We start from the raw sequence: 17029 nt of genomic DNA on the forward strand, positions 1-17029 counted from the left end.
ACAGATCATTGCCCCGCTTCTGGTGGGGCAGTAAGCTGAACGATACACACACTAACGAGGGGTTCCCCACTCTTGAGCCAGCCAACACCTCAGGCCAATCGCATCATCACCTTAAGCCTTGAACCCAATGATCCGCAGCGCCTTGCTAGCCTTTGCGGCCAGCAGGACGAGCATTTGAAGCTGATTGAAAGCCGCCTAGATGTGACGCTGCGCAACCGGGGCAATGTGTTCCAACTGGCGGGCCCAGCCAACCGCATTAAGGCAGCGGCGAACGTGTTGGAGCACCTCTATCGCGAGACAGCGGCGAGCGAACTTGACGCCGACACTGTGCACTTGTTCCTGCAAGAGTCCGGGCTTGAAGCGCTGGAAGAGGAAGAGGACGGCGTCGGCAGCAGCGATGAAGTGATCATGCGCACCCCGCGCACCATGATCAAACCGCGCGGGCTTAACCAGCAGCGCTACGTTTCAAGCATCCGCGAACACGACATCAACTTCGGCATTGGGCCTGCGGGTACCGGTAAAACCTACCTTGCCGTAGCTGCTGCGGTCGAGGCACTCAACCAACAGGAAGTACGTCGCATTCTGCTCGTACGCCCAGCGGTTGAGGCGGGTGAAAAGCTTGGCTTCTTACCCGGCGACCTGGCCCAGAAAATCGATCCCTACCTGCGTCCATTATACGATGCCCTTTACGAGATGATCGGCTTTGAGCAGGTGGCAAAGCTGATTGAGCGTCAGGTAATTGAGATTGCCCCGTTGGCCTATATGCGTGGCCGTACGCTCAATAACTCCTATATCATTCTCGATGAGAGCCAGAACACCACCCCGGAGCAGATGAAAATGTTCCTGACCCGGATTGGCTTTGGCTCCACCGCAGTGATTACCGGTGACGTGACTCAGGTCGACCTCCCCAAAGGCCAGCGTTCGGGGCTGATTCAGGTGCTTGACGTATTGAAAGACACCCAAGGCATCGGCGTCACCCACTTTGCTGCCAAGGATGTGGTACGCCACCCGCTGGTACAACGCATTATCGAAGCCTACGATATGTTCGAATCCCAGCAGGAAGTGGAAGAGCGTGCTCGCCGCGAGGTGCGCCAACAAGAGCGCGACGCACGCATGCAGGCGCGTGAAGGTTCCTGGGATAGCTCGCGATGAATGAAGCGACAGAGAGCGGATGCATCGTCGATCGTCAGGCGGCGATTGACGAACCACTGCTACCCAGCCTGACACAGCTCACCCATTGGGTGAGCTGTGTGTTTGCCCACCACCCTGACGATAAGCGCCTCGAAGTGACTATTCGTTTTGTGGATGAGCTCGAAAGCCAAACGCTCAACCGTGACTACCGCAGCAAAGACAAAACCACCAACGTGCTGTCATTCCCTTTTGAGAGCCCACCAGGTGTTGATTTGCCGTTACTCGGCGACCTGGTGATTTGCCATGCCGTAGTGGCCAAAGAAGCCAGCGAGCAAGGCAAGTCGATTGAGCACCACTACGCCCATATGGTCATTCATGGCATCCTGCATTTAATGGGCTACGATCATATTGATGATCACGAGGCAGAGGAGATGGAGCAGTTTGAGCGTGAATTGTTGGCCGAACTGAATATCCCTGACCCCTATGCTGACAACACCCACGCGCTCAATGGCGATCACATCTAAGCGTTTACGTATTTATTATTTGATAGCGGATGCGTTAAATCACGTAACAACTAATCTGGTACTATCCCCCGTTTCAGTGATAAAACAGCTACCTGACGATATAGTTTACATAACGATGTCGTAAACGAGCTAACAACTGTCTGCCCGCAAACGAGAGAATTGACGCATGAGCGAAGACCGATCGAGCAACCCCAATCAAAAATCCTGGCTCGAGAAAATCTTTGGCGCCCTTTCCGGAGACAATGACGAACCCAGCTCACGCGATGAGCTGATGACGTTTTTACGCCATACCGCAGGGAAGTTAAAGCTGGATCAAGACGCTATTATGATCATTGAAGGCGCACTTGAGATCAGCGATCAGCAGGTTCGTGAAGTGCTGATACCCCGCTCCCAGGTCTCAGCCATCGCCCTGGATCAAACCAGCGACGGCTACCTACCGCTGATCCAGGAAACCGGCCACTCCCGATACCCGGTGATTGGCGAAAACCTGGATGACGTAAAAGGCATTCTACTGGTAAAAGATTTACTTCCCCTCCTCTCCCAGACCCAGGCCCAGCGCGATGCGTTCAAATTAGATGACATTTTGCGCCCCGCGATGTTTATCCCCGAATCAAAACGCCTTAACAGCCTGCTTAAAGAGTTTCGGGATACCCACAATCACATGGCGGTGGTGGTGGATGAATACGGCGGCACCGCAGGCATCATCACCATCGAAGATATTCTTGAGCAGATCGTCGGCGATATCGAAGATGAGCACGATACCGATGAAGAGGACGATATCCGCGAAATAGAGAATGGCCGCTACGCCATTCGAGCACTGACGCCTATCGAAGACTTCAACGAACGCTTTGACACCGAGTTCTCTGACGATGAGTTCGATACCGTTGGCGGCCTGGTGATGCAGCAGTTTGGCCATCTACCGCGGCGTGGTGAACACACCATTCTGGGCGGCTGGCGGTTTGTGATTCTCAATGCCGACACGCGGCGCATTCGTCTACTCGAAGCCTACCGCGACACGCGTCGCGATGACGAAGAGGACGATGATCAGGAGAACAAGCCAGACTAAGCGCTTGTTGTCACGCTGCTCGCTATCCACTCCCTCGCACTTTACCGTAGATAGGTTATCGCTATGGGTTTACACCCCGCGTTTTTGTTACAGCTGCTTGCCGCACTGGTGGCGGGCGGTTTCACCACCCTAACGGCTTCCCCTTTTGAGCTTTGGTGGCTGGGCCCGGTGGCAATTGGTTTGCTCTATGTGGGCCTGCACACCCTAACCCCCGCCCAGGCGGCTCTGAAAGGCTGGTTGTACGGTGTGGCACTGTTCGCCAGTGGCACCTCCTGGGTGTATGTCTCTATCCACGACTATGGCTACACTGGTGTACCGCTAGCCGTTTTCCTAACCACGCTGTTCGTGACGATTCTGGCGCTGTTTTTTGCCGGCACCTTCTGGCTCTACCGGCGCTTCACCTCCGCCCGCCTCGCGTTTATCAGCTTTGCAGGCGCCTGGGTGCTGGGCGAGGTACTGCGCACCTACCTGTTTACCGGCTTTCCCTGGCTGCTGCTGGGCTCTGGCTACGTCGACTCGCCGCTGGCTTCCTGGGCGCCCGTTGGCGGCGTCTACCTGCTCTCGCTGCTAGTCGCGCTTAGCGGTGCGCTTGGCGCTGAACTTCTGCTGCGCCGTCAGTGGTGGTCGCTTGCCCCACTCGCGGCCATTTGGTTAATTCCGTTGGCGCTGCCCCAGCAGTGGACTACCCCAGCCGACGAGCCTACGCGCGTAGCCCTGCTACAGGGCAATCTGCCACAGCTGTTGAAGTGGACGCCCGAAGGGCAGCGCACGGCGGCAAATACCTATAGCGAACTCACCCGCGAAGTCGCCGATGAGGTTGACTTGATCATCTGGCCAGAAACCGCCCTGCCGATGTTGGAGACCCAGGCACGGCCGGTACTGGAGCGGGTGCAAGCGAACCTACCCCCCGACGTTGCCTTGGTTACCGGTATCGTTCAGCGCGACGAACAGGAGCGCTACTTCAATAGCGTGATTGGCGTCGGCGACGTAGAGGGCAGCTACCAGAAAGAGCACTTGGTGCCTTTTGGTGAGTACCTGCCGCTGGAGAGTATACTCCGCGGGGCGATTGATTTTTTTGATCTGCCCATGTCGACTTTTACTAAAGGTGAGTATGAGCAAACACCGATGCAGGCCGCCGGGATTAATATTGGCAATGCAATCTGCTATGAGATTATTTACCCGCAGCTAGTCGCCCGCCGCGCCCAAGACAGCGGTGTCATTATGACGGTATCTAACGACACCTGGTTTGGCGCCTCAATTGGCCCCCACCAGCACCTGCAAATGGCACGCCTACGCGCGTTAGAGAATGGACGCTATGTGGTTCGCGCCACCAGCAATGGCATTACCGCTATTATCGATTCCAATGGGCGCATTGTTGAACGCGCGCCGCAGTTCGAGACAACCACGCTCACCGGTGAGTTTTACGCCATGGAGGGTTTAACACCTTTCACCCGTTTGGGTAGCTGGCCAGCTTGGCTGCTAGCAGGCTTGATGCTCTTGCCCGGCGTGCTGACAGCAAGAGCCACACGCCAAGCGCGAAGTTGAAATGCCATAGGCGCTAAAGCCGCTAGCTAGTAAAACGGCCCGAGTCCTGGAGAGGACTCGGGCCGTTTTGTTTTACTCAAGATAGCTGCCTACCTAAATGGCTAGGTACGCAGCTAGTCAATCCGTTATTTAGGCTGCGCTGTTTTTTAGCGTCGCCATATCAATCACGAAACGATAGCGAACATCGCCTTTTTCCATGCGCTCAAAGCCTTCGTTAATGTTGTTAATATCGAGCATCTCAATATCACAGGTAATGCCTTGATCAGCGCACAGCTTGAGCAGCTCCTCGGTCTCTGCAATACCACCAATTAACGAACCGGCCACCACGCGACGCTTAAAGACCAGGTTAAAGGCTTCGATGGCTGGCTCAATGGGCTCCAGCAAGCCAACGATGATGTGAGTACCGTCATACTTCAGCGACGTTAGGTAAGGGTTTAGATCGTGCTGTACGGGCACGGTGTCGAGCATGAAGTCGAAGGTTTCAGCCACCGCATCCATTTGTGCCTGGTCGCTCGAAACCACCACGTGGTCAGCGCCGTTACGTTTCGCTTCTTCAACCTTGGCGTCGGAACGGGTGAACACCGTGACTTCAGCGCCCAGCGCTTTGGCCAGTTTAACGCCCATGTGGCCTAAGCCCCCCATACCGATCACACCGACTTTATGGCCTTTGCCAACGCCGTGATGCTTGAGCGGCGAATAAGTCGTCACACCGGCGCAGAGAATCGGCGCTGCAGAGGCTAAATCAATACCATCGGGCATCTGCAGCACGAAGTGCTCGCTCACCACGATGGAGTCAGAGTAACCACCCTGGGTCATGGTGCCATCCTGGCGATCTTCGCCGCCGTAAGTCATGGTAAAGCCTTCCAGGCAGTACTGCTCCACGCCATCTTTACAGGCGGCGCAGGTACGGCATGAATCCACCATGCAGCCAACCCCCACCAGGTCACCTGCTTTAAAACGCGAAACTTTATCGCCCACAGAGGTCACACGGCCGACAATCTCATGGCCGGGGACGAGAGGGTACTGGCTCATGCCCCAGTCATTGCGGGCAAAGTGAAGATCGCTGTGGCAGACACCGCAATAGAGAATTTCGATGGCGACGTCATCGGGGCGCGGCTGGCGACGATCAAAAGTAAACGGGGCTAATGGCTTATCGTTAGCAAATGCGGCGTAAGATAATGCTTGGCTCATCGGTGAAACTCCTTATCAGCAAAAGACTGCCCTATAAATCAGCAGACATTTCCCCGCGGGCGAGGTATGCCAACAGTATTTACCTAATCAGTGGTGATAGCGATGAACGAAGCTACGTCATTTTTGCCAAATACTCCGATACCACGTAATAAAATAACAAAAATATGCTATAAATCGTTATGATTATACAAAAGCCACCAGAAACCAGAGGGAACGACCATGGCCTCAACCGCTCAGGCTGGCAATGCGCTGACTGCTGTTATCGCCCCTCTCATTAAGCGTGACGGTATCAGTGAAACCCCGCTGCCGGGCGTGTCGTTACTTTGTTTAAGCCGCCACCAGGTACGCACACCGCTACTCTATGAGCCGAGCCTGACCATCATTGCCCAGGGGCGCAAAATGGGTTATCTGGGTGATCGCGAAATTTATTACGACCCCGGTCACTATTTAGTCCAAACGCTACCACTGCCCTTTGAATGTGAAACCTACGGCTCACCAGAAGCCCCGTTGCTGGGCATATCGGTACGCCTGGATCCGGCGCTGTTAAGCGAGATGGTGACGGCCATGGGCGATATCGGTCAGCACGTCCAGGCACCCCTTCCCATGGCCTCGGTGGCCATGACAGAGGGCATGCAGGAGGCCGTACTGCGCTTAGCACGCACGCTAAACATAGCGATAGAGCGCAGCACCATGGGCACGGCGCGCATTCGCGATGTGGTATTTGAAGCACTAAAGGGGGAACAGGGACCCGCCTTACGGGCGCTGGTACTGGGGCATGGCAACTATTCACGCATTGTGCAGGTGCTCTCTAAGCTCCACACCCATTTTGCCGACGACTTTAGCGTGGAGCAGTTGGCATCGCAGGCCCATATGAGCCCTTCGACGTTTCACCAGCACTTTAAGCAAATTACCCGCTCATCACCGGCCCAGTACTTAAAGCGGCTGCGCCTAATCAAAGCGCAGCAATTACTACTGCAGGATAACCACAACGTTAATCAGGCAGCTGCGGCGGTGGGTTACCGCAGCGTGCCTCAGTTTAGCCGCGACTATAAGCGCTACTTTGGCGAGCCCCCGCTTCAGCATCGCCGTCAAGAGCAGGCGTTAAGCGCTTAAAACGAGATTTAATGCAGGGCTTTACTTGGCAAAAATCTGACTCATATCTTTAAACGCCTTAAACTCCAGGGCATTTCCGCAGGGGTCGAGCAGAAACATGGTGGCCTGCTCACCTACTTCGCCTTTAAACCGAACGTAGGGCTCGATCACAAACTGCGTATCCCGCGCTTTCAAGCGCTCGGCCAAGGCTTCCCACTCGTCCCACGCCAATATTACGCCAAAGTGCGGCACCGGGACGTTGTGGCCATCTACCGGATTAGTGTGGGCGCTCTCTTGCCCCTGTGTTTTGGGCTGCTCATGAATGACCAGTTGGTGGCCAAAGAAATTAAAGTCGACCCACTGCTCGCTGGAACGCCCCTCTTCCAGGCCAAACACATCGTTATAAAACGCCCGTGCCAGCGCTACATCGTATACGGGAATCGCCAGATGGAAGGGTGAAAGGCTCATGGTCATTCTCCACATTATTGGGTTTTATAAAGGTTAGCGGGCACTTTATGTAGCCCTACTGTATTCATCTTAGGGCCGCTCATGGGAAAATAAAATCAATAACTATTTAGCTGATTCACAAAAAGGATTGATCAATGATCCGCGAGCTAAAAACGCTGATTGCGGTCGCACAGGAAGGCACCTTTGCCGCAGCGGGCAGCAAAATCGGCCTGACTCAAGCGGCGGTCAGCGCACAAATGAAACGTCTCGAGGAAGCGTTGGGTATCCAGCTGTTTGAGCGTAAAGGGCGTGCCGCTATATTGACCCTGCGTGGTCAGGAAACATTAAAGCAAGCCCATGCCCTGCTAACCCTCTACAGCACGCTGGGTGCTGCGACAGCGGGCCAACCAGCCACTCAACGGGTCACCATTGGGGCCATCGCTTCTATACAGCGCTCGCTACTGCCCGATGCGCTGGCTCGCTTTCATCACACCTATAGCGAATGCCACACCCGCGTGGTACCGGGGCTCTCCATGGAGCTGATGAATCAAGTCGACGCGGGTGAACTGGATATGGCGGTGATTATTCGCCCGCCCTTTTCACTACACAGCGATTTGCGCTGGGCGCCCCTTGCCCACGAGCCATTTCGGTTAATCGTGCCGCGCCATATTGAGGGCGACCAGTGGCGGGAGCTGATTGCCCGCCAGCCGTTTGTTCGCTATGACCGCGCCTCTTTTGGGGGACGCCAAGTCGATCGTTTCCTACGCGACAACCACTGCAACGTGCGTGAAGTATGCGAAGTCGATGAACTGGAGGCCATCGTCAAACTGGTCGCCAAAGGGGTAGGCGTTGCCCTGGTACCCCAGGCGACTGCACAGCAACGCTGGCCAGCGGGAGTACGGGCGATTGATTTAGGTGGGCGCACCTTTCACCGCGACATCGGGCTGATTCATCCCACTAGCGGCCATTTAAGCGAACCCGCTAAAGCGCTTGCCCAGTTGATTGGCGAAATCGCCCATCGCCCTGATAATGGCACCTAAGGTGTAAGGTTTAAGGTTTAAGATAAAAGGAGTCAATGCATGAAACCAGAGGATCTGGAAAAACTAGTGACGCGCACCATGCCCTTTGGGAAGTATGAAGGCCGCCTTATAGCGGATCTTCCAGGCCCCTATTTAAACTGGTTTGCCCGGGAAGGGTTTCCTTCAAGCGAGATAGGCCAGTTACTGCATTTGATGCATGAAATTGATCACAATGGGCTTGGCCCACTGCTTGACCCGCTGCGAAAAACGCCTAGCCAGCGTGGCGAAACTTAAGGCTGAGCATTTTTATCAGCGCTCTCACGCTCGTCAAGCGCACGCTGAAGCTCAGCGCGATATACCGCCTCGTGCTGCGCGGTATCCGCAGGAAAGCGGCCTAAGGCGACGGCTAGTTCAAAAAAGCCAGCCGCGGGTAAACCATCGCCCCGGCGGCTGACCACCAGTGCGGCGATAAAAGGCCTCTGCTGTGCGGCGTCTTCGCGCATTAACTGCTCTAACGCCTGGGTGACTTGGGCGATGGTACGGGGAGGAGTAAGCGATAGTTCGCTAGCCACCTGCTGATAAGTCATTGGCACGGCTTCCAGAGGTGCGCTGAGCAGTAGCTGGCGAAGAGCGACTACATTATCGCTCATATATACGTTATCGGTCATATACATCCTATCGTCAGAGTTGAATACGTGCACATTGTTCATTGATGCATGGCTTGTGCTAACAAGTACTTAAGCTAAGAATAGCGAAACGCTGCAATAAGGAGAGAACATGGTAACGCGACTAACGACGGCGCGTCCTAGAGGTGGCCGCTGGCCAAACGTGCTGGCCGGCTTAGCTATTCTGCTGATAGCGGCGGCGGCACTGATGATGGCGGGCGCAGGACCTGCTTATCGAGGCGAGTTTATTAGTCTAGGCGAGGCGTTTAATTTATTGCGCAACGGCGTTTATGCCGCCGGTGGGGCGATAGCAGTGAGTATTATCGCACTGCTTTTTAGCATGCTGACTCGCCGTTCCACGCCAGCCTTAATGGCTGCGCTGGTCATCGTCGCCGCTGCAGCACTGCTTTACATACCGTGGCAGCATTGGCAGCGAGCCCAACAAGCGCCAGCCATTCACGATATCACTACCGATACGCAGAACCCACCTGCCTTTGAAGCGTTAGCACACGCACGGGAAGCTGCACCTAATGCGGTTGACTACCCGGGTGAGGCCACCGCTCAGCAACAGCAAGCTGCCTACCCTTATATCAAGCCGCTGGTTTTGGACGAAGCCCCACAAACGGTACTCGCCGCCGCACAAGCAGAGGCCGAAGAGGCTGGCTGGCGCATTGCTCGAATTACCGACAATCGCATAGAAGCCACCGCGACCACGCGCTGGTTTGGCTTTGAGGATGATGTGGTCATTCGCTTAACCGAGATTGAAAACGGTGTGCAGGTGGATATGCGATCAGCGTCACGTTTGGGAGCAAGCGACGTTGGCACCAATGCAGCGCGTATCGAGCAATTTTTAACGGCGTTGGAAAAGCGGCTTGAGTGATCAAGGTCACCCTACTCACTCTTATTAATGCAATGGGTCGCGTCGATTGCCGCCTTCACGCGCTAAAATTTGCTCAGCGTCCAAGGTGGCGATGGGAACCTGGTGCTGGGTAGGAATATCACCGGTCAATTGCAGCGCTTGATAACGCAGGGCACAAACGCGCAAAAAAGAAGTGAAGTTACCCAAATCGTGCCCAGCGTCGATGGATTCGTGATAAAGCCGGGTAATCATCTGGGCCGTGTTCATTCCGTCACGCCGGGCAATCTCTTCCAGAATGTGCCAGAAGTAATTTTCCATTCGCACACTGGTGACCATGCCATCAATGCGCAGCGAGTGTGTCGCGCTGCGCCACAGCTCGGGATCGGCTTGAATAAAGAGTTTACACATGGGTATTGTCTCTCGGCGTATTCGTATCCACTCGAATTATCAGCATAGCGGCAATTATTGGCACAGCAAATAAGAGCGCCCAGCGGGAGCTGAGCGCAAATGTAGTTGGGTTATCGTGGTCAAGCTCACTTATTCAGTAGTGCCATAAACTGCGCAAGCCAGGCAGGGTGGGCAGGCCACGCGGGAGCGGTAACCAAGTTGCCATCGGTGACTGCATCGGTCACTTCCAGGTCGGCAAAGTGACCACCCGCAAGCTCCACTTCCGGCTGACAGGCCGGGTAAGCGGAGCACTGCTTTCCTTCCAGCACTTTTGCAGCGGCGAGTAGTTGAGCACCGTGACAAATCGCAGCCACGGGTTTGTTGGTCTCAAAGAAGTGCTGAACCATGGTTAGCACTTCTTTGTTCAAGCGAAGATATTCAGGTGCGCGGCCGCCAGGAACTACCAAGGCATCGTAATCAGCGGGATTAGTGCTGGCGAAATCGGCATTCAGTGCAAACCGGTGGCCGGGCTTTTCGGAATAGGTTTGATCTCCTTCGAAGTCATGAATCGCGGTCGCCACGGTGTCACCCGAGGCTTTCCCAGGGCAGATAGCATCCACGCGGTGGCCAACTGCCATCAGTGCCTGGAATGGCACCATGGTTTCATAGTCTTCAGTGAAATCGCCGGTGATCATTAAAATGCGCTTGCTGCTCATCTCAGTGCTCCTCTTATCTATCTTATGGTTATTGGTCGAGTGTTTGAGCACACGCGGGGCGTGTAAGTTGAGACTAGCAAGCGCTTTCCGGCTACAGGTAGTAATTACTTACTACTGAGTAACTTCCTCCTTCTGTGGCAGCGCTAGATGTCGCTGCCCTGCCGTGTCGCTGACACGGAAGCGCCCTACCAGTGAATGCATATCCCCGGCACGATCATCCAGCGTATGGCTGGCGGTGGTCGCTTCTTGCACCAACTGCGCATTCTGGTGCGTCACTTGATCCAACTGCGAAATCGCCTGGTTGATTTGGTCAATACCGGCGGATTGCTCATGGGTCGCCCCTGCAATCTCGGTAACATAGCGCGTCACCTCACCCAGGCTATCAATGATTTCCTGCAGGTGTTTGCTTGAGGCGCTTACAAGCTGCTCTCCCTCGCTCACCTTGGCGACACTGTCGTCGACCAAATGACGAATTTGGGCCGCTTCTTCGGCACTGCGTCCGGCGAGTTTGCGTACTTCTTGCGCCACCACTGCAAATCCACGCCCCTGCTCGCCTGCCCTGGCGGCTTCAACGGAGGCATTTAGCGCGAGCAAATTGGTTTGAAAAGCAATATCGTCGATCGCTTTAATGATGGAGGTGATTTTTTCGCTCGCCTCGCGGATATCTCCCATTGCTGCCGTCGTGCGCGCTGATACATCGCCAGCGGCGCGGGCGCGCTGGTCAACATTACCGCTGGCGTCTTTGGCCTGATCAGCGTACTCAGCGGTTTGCTTCACGGTCGCGGTGATTTCCTCAAGACTTGAGGCCGTTTCAGCTAACGAGGCCGCTTGCTGGTCGGTGCGCTGGGAGAGGTTTTCATTCCCGGCAGCAATTTGACGACTGCTGGTTGCAATCGCTTCGGCGCTTTCACGAATTTGCGCCACCATGCCTTCAAACGTATCCATCATGTTGTTAAATGCTTGAGCTGTCTGGCCCACTTCATCATTACGCTTTAGCTCAAGTCGCATTGAAAGGTCGGCACCCTCTCCAGCCGCACCGCTGATATCTTCCATTTGTCGGCGCATTGCCACAAGTGGTCCCAGTACGCGAACCAGCGTGCGCCAGCCAAAGATCGCCAGTAATACAATCACGACTAAGGTAACTATAATCAGTAACGAACGGCCCGCATTGGCTAACGCTTCTGCCTGAGCAGCAGCACTGTCCGCTTGCTCCACGGTGTAGGCCTCAACATCGGTCAGCGCCCCACGCATCTGATCCATGGCTTGGGCAACGTTCTCCAGCGCCGCTTGCACTTGCGCGTGTAACGCGAGTTGTTGCAAGCGAAGCTCATACACAGCGTTGTCATCGGATACCATCAACCCATCCAGTTCCACAATGACATTATCTAAGTCATTGATAAGCTCGCGCTGCTCTACTTCGGTGCTGGGTGCATCTGCGATCGCTGCCAATGACTGCCTAGCTAGCCCAACCTGCTGGGCAATTTCGTTGTGACGTAAATTGACCAGCGCATCGGCACTATTCGTTTGCATCATCTGGCGACCAAGGTCAGATAACTGCGCTAATGCCATGCGCGCGTTACCGCTTAAGCGTCCAATATCCGCTTGTGCGGTAAACATAGTGTCAAGCAACTGGGTAGGCAGCGTTGTCATACCATCTTCACGCCAGGCTTCCATTAACTCGCGTTGCTGTCGGTCACTACGCACTTGGGCCAGTGCCGTGCGCCCGGCAATATCTTCGGCACTTAGCATCACCTGCGTAATCAGCATTTGCATAGCGCCAATGCGCTCGGCCATCTGAGTTTGTAAGCTCAGCTCTTCTCGCCGCACCGCTTCCAGGGAAGTATCACCGTCTAGCAATTCCTGATAATGACTGTCCAGTTCATTCAAACCTTCAGATTGATCAACACCACTAAGCTCCTCTCGTGCATCGCGAAAGCGTTCATCTAACGCGGTTTGTGTGGTGACGTCATCGAGGTTGGTGGCATTTTCTGCGGCCAGTAAATCCGCATGACGTTGACCAAACGCACCCATCGCCAGCACCATGTCTCGGCTGGCACCCTGAAGAGGTAAAACTTCACCGGTTATATAGCGCTGCGAGTCGATTAGCCGCTGGTTAGTGGTCCAACCTGTTGCCGCTAGCACCACAGCACCCAGCACTGCCGCTAAAAACAGGCTGATCAGCATGGCTCTAATACTTAACGTTTTTTTCATTATCTGTTTTCACTTGTGTCAGGGTCTTACAGGTAACATCAGCTTTCGTAACGTAACCGTTAAGGCAACAGGCTCGCCCACTCCACCGACTCGAAACGGCCGTTAGTGATAATGGTTGGCCATACCGCGTCGCTAGCTTGGTGGTCATTTCGTCCTAAGCTGAGCGGCTCCTCTAAGCCTATGTCGATATCTCCCAGGCCGAGCAAGCCATCCACGATAGCCTCACGGTCCGGGTTTGTGCCTGCAGCCTTCACACCCTCAACAAAAAGCTTCGCGGCGAGGTAACCTTCAAGGGAAATAAAGTCAGGTTCGCTACCCCGCGCATGGATTGCCAGGGCTTGCCGATAGGACTCAACGGCAGGCAGGTCGGCATTTAGCGGCGGTACTACCTGAGTAATAATGACACCTTCTGCCAGATCGCCAAGTTCATCCATTAGCGCTTGGCTGCCCACAAAGGAGACGTTTAGGAACACCGCGTCAGGAAGGTCATTTTTCGCTTCACGAATGAAGTCAGCAGCGGGGCCATAGGTACCGACAATGATAACGGCACGGGGTGTCACCGGTGCTTCCAGAATGGTCGCTAAACCCTGGTGAATATTACGGGTACCACGAGTAAAGCGGCCATGGGCCAGCGCTGCAATATTATCCACGCCATGATCGGTTAATGCTTTTGTGGCGCCGTTGTATCCTGCATCACCAAAGCTATCGTTTTGGGTAAAGAAGGCAATTTCTTCGGGTAAAATACCTGCTTCCAAGAGCCCGTCCACCATGGCGGCGGTTTCTTGTACGTAGCTAGCTCGGTAATTGATCACATAGCGGTCAGGCGGTGACCGGCGCAACACCCCTGCACCAGTAAACGCCCCGTAAAGAAGGGTCTTATATTCGTTATAAATGGGAATGGTAACGGTAGCCGTCGGGGTGCCGACGTTGCCAATCGCAGCCAGCACTTCATCGTCTTGAATAAGCTCTCGGGTATTGCTGGCAGCTTGCAGCGGTTTGTACTGATCATCCCGCGCAATCAGCGCCAGCGTTTCACCATTAACCCCGCCCGCCGCATTGACTTCTGCAAAGTAGGTTTCGATACCTTTCTGCATACCCAGCCCTAGCGGTGCAGCGCCACCGCTGGAAGGAGCAACAATGCCAAAGGTCAGTTCTGCCTGCGCTGCTAGCGGAGAAAACATCCCAGCCAATAAAACCATTTTCAATAAGTATTTTCTCAACAACAAGGTTCCCAATCGTTGCATTGATCTGCTCCTTACTGGCTAGATCATTTCCTCACGTAAATCGCATGGGCAAAGATGTGCAGTGAGCCCACGACACCTTCGCCACATTACCAATCTATATTTGTTACTATCGGCAGGAGAATATACGACTAAAGATTAATTATCGTTAATTAATGAGTAACAATTATTACCTAGTTTGTAACAAACTTTCACCAGTCAGCAGGGAACTGGAATAGTCTCATAAATCATGATATTAAAAATACTGAAATGCTTGCTAATCAGGGCGTTCGATAGCGAAACGATCACTAATTCGAATGTAATCACTACCCGCTAATCGCCCAACAGGTTTGAGCTTATCCATATCCACATGGCGGCCATCCCACAACGCATCGTCAATATGGATGGAAATGACTTGGGCCAACACTAAGGTGCCAGCCAACGGTTGGTCACCAAAACGAATCATATCGAACAGTTTGCAACCAAACGCAACTGGGGCATTGGCAATCCGCGGTACGCTTACGCCCGGCATATCAGCTTTTTCAAGCCCGGCCAGAGTAAACTCATCCTCTCCTGGTGGCAGGCTTGCACTGGTGGTATTAAGCGCTTCGATTAACGCTTCGCTTCCCACATGAACAACGCATTCAGCGTTTTCATTTAGATTATGCACCGTGTCTTTAAGCTCACCGCTGCCATTGAGCAATGGCGAAAACGCCAGCACGGGTGGGTTAACACTGGCTACATTGAAGAAAGAGAACGGCGCTAAATTAGCATTTCCGTGTTTATCTTGGGTAGACACCCAGGCAATAGGCCGTGGGCACACTGCACCGGATAACAAACGATAAATAACACCAGGGCTTAGCGGGGATTCATTTAATAGGTAATCGCTCATTTTTTGCTTGCTCTTCAGTCGTGAAATGGCTGCAGTCCAATAGGTTTCTCTGTTCATTCATGATAGACGCACTTGTAAATGATAGACGGACTTAGGCTTGGCGTGCTTTGAGATGATTAATCACACCACCTACACGCAAAAGCTCGCGCTGACGCTCACTCAGCCCATGATGGAAGTGAATCATGCCTTTGCCGACTATTTCTGCCTCTAGCGTAGGGCCATCTGCTATCTGCGTATGCAGATTCTCAATCACAACGCTATCGCCCAGAGCTAACCGCTCAGCATCATTTTCATTAATAAATGTCAGTGGCAGTGCGCCAAAACAGATCAAGTTTTGCCAGTGGATTCGTGCAAAACTTTTTGCCAATACAGCCTGCAATCCAAGGTAACGAGGCACAAGAGCTGCATTCTCTCGGCTAGAGCCCTGACCGTAGTTATGCCCACCTACAATGATATGACCACCTAAGTTACGCGTTGCTTCCGCACGCTGTGCATACTCAGCATCGACGGCTTCAAAAGTAAAAGGTGCAGAAGCATAGATACTGCTCCAGTACGGCATCACGCGCTGACCAGCAGGCATAATGTCATCGGTTGAGATGTTATCGCCCGTGACGAGCAACACGGGAATCTCCAAACGATCAGGTAGCGGGTGGAGTTTCGGTAGTGCAGGCGTGTTATCGGTTTTTTGTAGCGGCGTTAAGCGGGCTTGATCAAGCGGCAGCGGCGACGTAAAGACATCGCGATTAACCACCATAGCATCAGGCTCATTAATACGCGGATAGTCCATTGGCAGGCTACGAGGGTCGCTGATCACACCAGCCAAAGCCGAGGCAGCGGCTGTTTCTGGGCTGCATAGAAACACACTGTCTTCCCGGGTACCCGAACGGCCAGGGAAGTTACGCGGCACCGTACGTAAACTGTTGCGCCCTACAGCAGGCGCCTGCCCCATTCCAATACAGCCATTGCAGCCAGCTTGGTGTAAGCGTGCACCACTAGCAACTAACTCACCTAAATAGCCTTCTTGAATCAAGGTGGAAAGCACTTGTCGCGATGAGGGGTTGATGTCCAGCGATATGCCGTCTGCTACTGAGCGACCTTTTACCATGCTCGACACGATAGCAAAGTCACGATAACCAGGATTACCCGACGAGCCAATATAAGCTTGGTGCAATGGCTGCCCGACCACTTCACTCACAGGCACCACTTTATCCGGGCTTGAAGGCAGTGCAATGAGCGGCACCAGTGTTGATAAATCGATCACTTCTTCAACATCGTAGTGGCAACCGGGGTCTGCTGCTAACGGTTGCCAATCGTCTTCGCGTCCCCGGGCTGCCATAAAGCGTCGCGTACTATCATCACTAGGAAACACACTGGTCGTGGCACCCATTTCAGTGCCCATATTGGCGATCACTAGTCGATCCATTGCCGAGAGCTCATCAAGTCCTGGGCCGTAAAATTCAAGAATGCTATTTTTGCCACCCGACACCCCATGACGACGAAGCAGCTCCAGAACCACATCTTTAGCCGACACCCAGTCCGGTAAACGCCCTTCTAGGCGAACGCCCCAAATCCGGGGCATGGTGATATACAGCGGCTCACCGGCCATTGCCATAGCGACTTCAATACCACCTGCGCCAATGGCCAGCATTCCCAATGCACCCGCCGAGGTAGTATGGCTGTCGCAACCTACCAGCGACTGGCCAGGCACACCAAAATTTTCCATATGCACGGGGTGGCTAATGCCATTGCCAGGGCCTGAATACCAAACGCCAAAGCGTTCACAGGCACTTTTTAGAAATAGATAGGTCTCGGCATTGAGGTTATCGGCTTGGACAAGTCCATGATCGATATATTGAACGCTCGGCTGAGTGTGCACCCTATCAATGCCCATGGCTTCAAGCTCGAGCATCACTAAAGTACCAAGTACGTCCTGCAACAACGCTTGGTCGATGCGCAGGGCAATTTCACTCTCAGGAAGCAATTCACCGCTGACCAAATGATCACTGATCAATTTTTGAGCTAAGTTAAGAGGTGCTACAGGGGAGGCTTGAGAAGTCATAGATG

Annotated in this window: 17 protein-coding genes; 8 read left to right on the forward strand and 9 right to left on the reverse strand. The window is 53.8% G+C overall.

All coding sequences use genetic code 11. The annotated features are described in order from the left end of the window. Positions 1-72 precede the first annotated feature (72 nt). The 4 genes from QEN58_RS13450 to lnt all read left to right on the forward strand — a co-directional run bounded on the left by QEN58_RS13450 (position 73) and on the right by lnt (position 4266). Positions 73-1152 (forward strand): PhoH family protein, encoded by a 1080-nt coding sequence (locus QEN58_RS13450; RefSeq protein ID WP_280104134.1) that lies wholly within the window; start codon positions 73-75, stop codon positions 1150-1152. Next, entirely contained in the window at positions 1149-1655 is a 507-nt protein-coding gene (gene ybeY / locus QEN58_RS13455; protein ID WP_280104135.1) for an rRNA maturation RNase YbeY, read from the forward strand. Before QEN58_RS13450 ends, ybeY begins: the two co-directional genes overlap by 4 nt. Before the next feature lie 166 nt (positions 1656-1821). Then, positions 1822-2721: an HlyC/CorC family transporter gene (locus tag QEN58_RS13460; protein WP_071693879.1), complete on the forward strand. Its 900-nt coding sequence runs from the start codon at positions 1822-1824 to the stop codon at positions 2719-2721. A gap of 63 nt (positions 2722-2784) precedes the next feature. Continuing rightward, positions 2785-4266, forward strand: a complete 1482-nt coding sequence (lnt, locus tag QEN58_RS13465) for an apolipoprotein N-acyltransferase (protein ID WP_280104137.1) — start codon at positions 2785-2787, stop codon at positions 4264-4266. A gap of 129 nt (positions 4267-4395) precedes the next feature. Here lnt and QEN58_RS13470 read toward each other — a convergent pair whose 3' ends face one another. Then, positions 4396-5457 (reverse strand): NAD(P)-dependent alcohol dehydrogenase, encoded by a 1062-nt coding sequence (locus QEN58_RS13470; RefSeq protein WP_280104138.1) that lies wholly within the window; start codon positions 5455-5457, stop codon positions 4396-4398. Between the two features lie 219 nt (positions 5458-5676). Between QEN58_RS13470 and QEN58_RS13475 the strand changes: the two genes are divergently transcribed. Further along, positions 5677-6570, forward strand: a complete 894-nt coding sequence (locus QEN58_RS13475; protein ID WP_280104139.1) for an AraC family transcriptional regulator — start codon at positions 5677-5679, stop codon at positions 6568-6570. Positions 6571-6591: 21 nt separating this feature from the next. On the opposite strand, the gene QEN58_RS13480 is transcribed toward QEN58_RS13475, so the two are convergent. Then, the gene (locus QEN58_RS13480; RefSeq protein ID WP_280104140.1) at positions 6592-7017 is read right to left on the reverse strand and encodes a VOC family protein; all 426 of its coding nucleotides are present in this window, start codon (positions 7015-7017) and stop codon (positions 6592-6594) included. A 134-nt stretch (positions 7018-7151) separates the two neighbouring features. Here QEN58_RS13480 and QEN58_RS13485 point away from each other — a divergent pair, with 134 nt between their 5' ends. Continuing rightward, the gene (locus QEN58_RS13485; protein ID WP_280104141.1) at positions 7152-8036 is read left to right on the forward strand and encodes a LysR family transcriptional regulator; all 885 of its coding nucleotides are present in this window, start codon (positions 7152-7154) and stop codon (positions 8034-8036) included. Between the two features lie 39 nt (positions 8037-8075). Then, positions 8076-8309, forward strand: a complete 234-nt coding sequence (locus QEN58_RS13490) for a DUF3820 family protein (RefSeq protein WP_071693885.1) — start codon at positions 8076-8078, stop codon at positions 8307-8309. Here QEN58_RS13490 and QEN58_RS13495 read toward each other — a convergent pair. Then, on the reverse strand, positions 8306-8683 hold the full coding sequence (locus tag QEN58_RS13495; RefSeq protein WP_425270286.1) for a hypothetical protein: 378 nt from the start codon (positions 8681-8683) through the stop codon (positions 8306-8308). The genes QEN58_RS13490 and QEN58_RS13495 overlap by 4 nt on opposite strands. Positions 8684-8792: 109 nt before the next feature. On the opposite strand from QEN58_RS13495, the gene QEN58_RS13500 reads away from it, so the two are divergent. Continuing rightward, positions 8793-9560, forward strand: coding sequence for a DUF1499 domain-containing protein (locus tag QEN58_RS13500; RefSeq protein ID WP_280104142.1), 768 nt, complete (start codon positions 8793-8795; stop codon positions 9558-9560). 24 nt (positions 9561-9584) lie between these two features. On the opposite strand, the gene QEN58_RS13505 is transcribed toward QEN58_RS13500, so the two are convergent. The 6 genes from QEN58_RS13505 to QEN58_RS13530 all read right to left on the reverse strand — a co-directional run bounded on the left by QEN58_RS13505 (position 9585) and on the right by QEN58_RS13530 (position 17024). Continuing rightward, positions 9585-9947, reverse strand: a complete 363-nt coding sequence (locus tag QEN58_RS13505; RefSeq protein ID WP_280104143.1) for a ribbon-helix-helix domain-containing protein — start codon at positions 9945-9947, stop codon at positions 9585-9587. 125 nt (positions 9948-10072) lie between these two features. Beyond that, entirely contained in the window at positions 10073-10642 is a 570-nt protein-coding gene (locus tag QEN58_RS13510) for a DJ-1/PfpI family protein (RefSeq protein ID WP_035560063.1), read from the reverse strand. 111 nt (positions 10643-10753) lie between these two features. Continuing rightward, entirely contained in the window at positions 10754-12853 is a 2100-nt protein-coding gene (locus QEN58_RS13515) for a methyl-accepting chemotaxis protein (RefSeq protein WP_280104144.1), read from the reverse strand. A gap of 59 nt (positions 12854-12912) precedes the next feature. Next, on the reverse strand, positions 12913-14097 hold the full coding sequence (locus QEN58_RS13520; RefSeq protein WP_280104145.1) for an ABC transporter substrate-binding protein: 1185 nt from the start codon (positions 14095-14097) through the stop codon (positions 12913-12915). A 253-nt stretch (positions 14098-14350) separates the two neighbouring features. Further along, complete coding sequence (locus tag QEN58_RS13525; protein ID WP_280104146.1) at positions 14351-14965, reverse strand: flavin reductase family protein; 615 nt, start codon at positions 14963-14965, stop codon at positions 14351-14353. A gap of 91 nt (positions 14966-15056) precedes the next feature. After that, positions 15057-17024, reverse strand: a complete 1968-nt coding sequence (locus QEN58_RS13530) for an aconitate hydratase (protein WP_280104147.1) — start codon at positions 17022-17024, stop codon at positions 15057-15059. Positions 17025-17029: the final 5 nt, after the last annotated feature.

Origin of the sequence: Halomonas alkaliantarctica, assembly GCF_029854215.1 — a bacterium.
GTDB classification, from domain to species: Bacteria; Pseudomonadota; Gammaproteobacteria; order Pseudomonadales; family Halomonadaceae; genus Vreelandella; species Vreelandella alkaliantarctica_A.

Bases quoted from the DNA above. Each gene is read 5' to 3' on its own strand.
- ybeY (WP_280104135.1), top strand. From the start codon at position 1,149: ATGAATGAAGCGACAGAGAGCGGATGCATCGTCGATCGTCAGGCGGCG.
- QEN58_RS13460 (WP_071693879.1), top strand. From the start codon at position 1,822: ATGAGCGAAGACCGATCGAGCAACCCCAATCAAAAATCCTGGCTCGAG.
- lnt (WP_280104137.1), top strand. From the start codon at position 2,785: ATGGGTTTACACCCCGCGTTTTTGTTACAGCTGCTTGCCGCACTGGTG.
- QEN58_RS13470 (WP_280104138.1), bottom strand. From the start codon at position 5,457: ATGAGCCAAGCATTATCTTACGCCGCATTTGCTAACGATAAGCCATTA.
- QEN58_RS13475 (WP_280104139.1), top strand. From the start codon at position 5,677: ATGGCCTCAACCGCTCAGGCTGGCAATGCGCTGACTGCTGTTATCGCC.
- QEN58_RS13480 (WP_280104140.1), bottom strand. From the start codon at position 7,017: ATGAGCCTTTCACCCTTCCATCTGGCGATTCCCGTATACGATGTAGCG.
- QEN58_RS13485 (WP_280104141.1), top strand. From the start codon at position 7,152: ATGATCCGCGAGCTAAAAACGCTGATTGCGGTCGCACAGGAAGGCACC.
- QEN58_RS13490 (WP_071693885.1), top strand. From the start codon at position 8,076: ATGAAACCAGAGGATCTGGAAAAACTAGTGACGCGCACCATGCCCTTT.
- QEN58_RS13495 (WP_425270286.1), bottom strand. From the start codon at position 8,683: ATGACCGATAACGTATATATGAGCGATAATGTAGTCGCTCTTCGCCAG.
- QEN58_RS13500 (WP_280104142.1), top strand. From the start codon at position 8,793: ATGGTAACGCGACTAACGACGGCGCGTCCTAGAGGTGGCCGCTGGCCA.
- QEN58_RS13505 (WP_280104143.1), bottom strand. From the start codon at position 9,947: ATGTGTAAACTCTTTATTCAAGCCGATCCCGAGCTGTGGCGCAGCGCG.
- QEN58_RS13510 (WP_035560063.1), bottom strand. From the start codon at position 10,642: ATGAGCAGCAAGCGCATTTTAATGATCACCGGCGATTTCACTGAAGAC.
- QEN58_RS13515 (WP_280104144.1), bottom strand. From the start codon at position 12,853: ATGAAAAAAACGTTAAGTATTAGAGCCATGCTGATCAGCCTGTTTTTA.
- QEN58_RS13520 (WP_280104145.1), bottom strand. From the start codon at position 14,097: ATGCAACGATTGGGAACCTTGTTGTTGAGAAAATACTTATTGAAAATG.
- QEN58_RS13525 (WP_280104146.1), bottom strand. From the start codon at position 14,965: ATGAGCGATTACCTATTAAATGAATCCCCGCTAAGCCCTGGTGTTATT.
- QEN58_RS13530 (WP_280104147.1), bottom strand. From the start codon at position 17,024: ATGACTTCTCAAGCCTCCCCTGTAGCACCTCTTAACTTAGCTCAAAAA.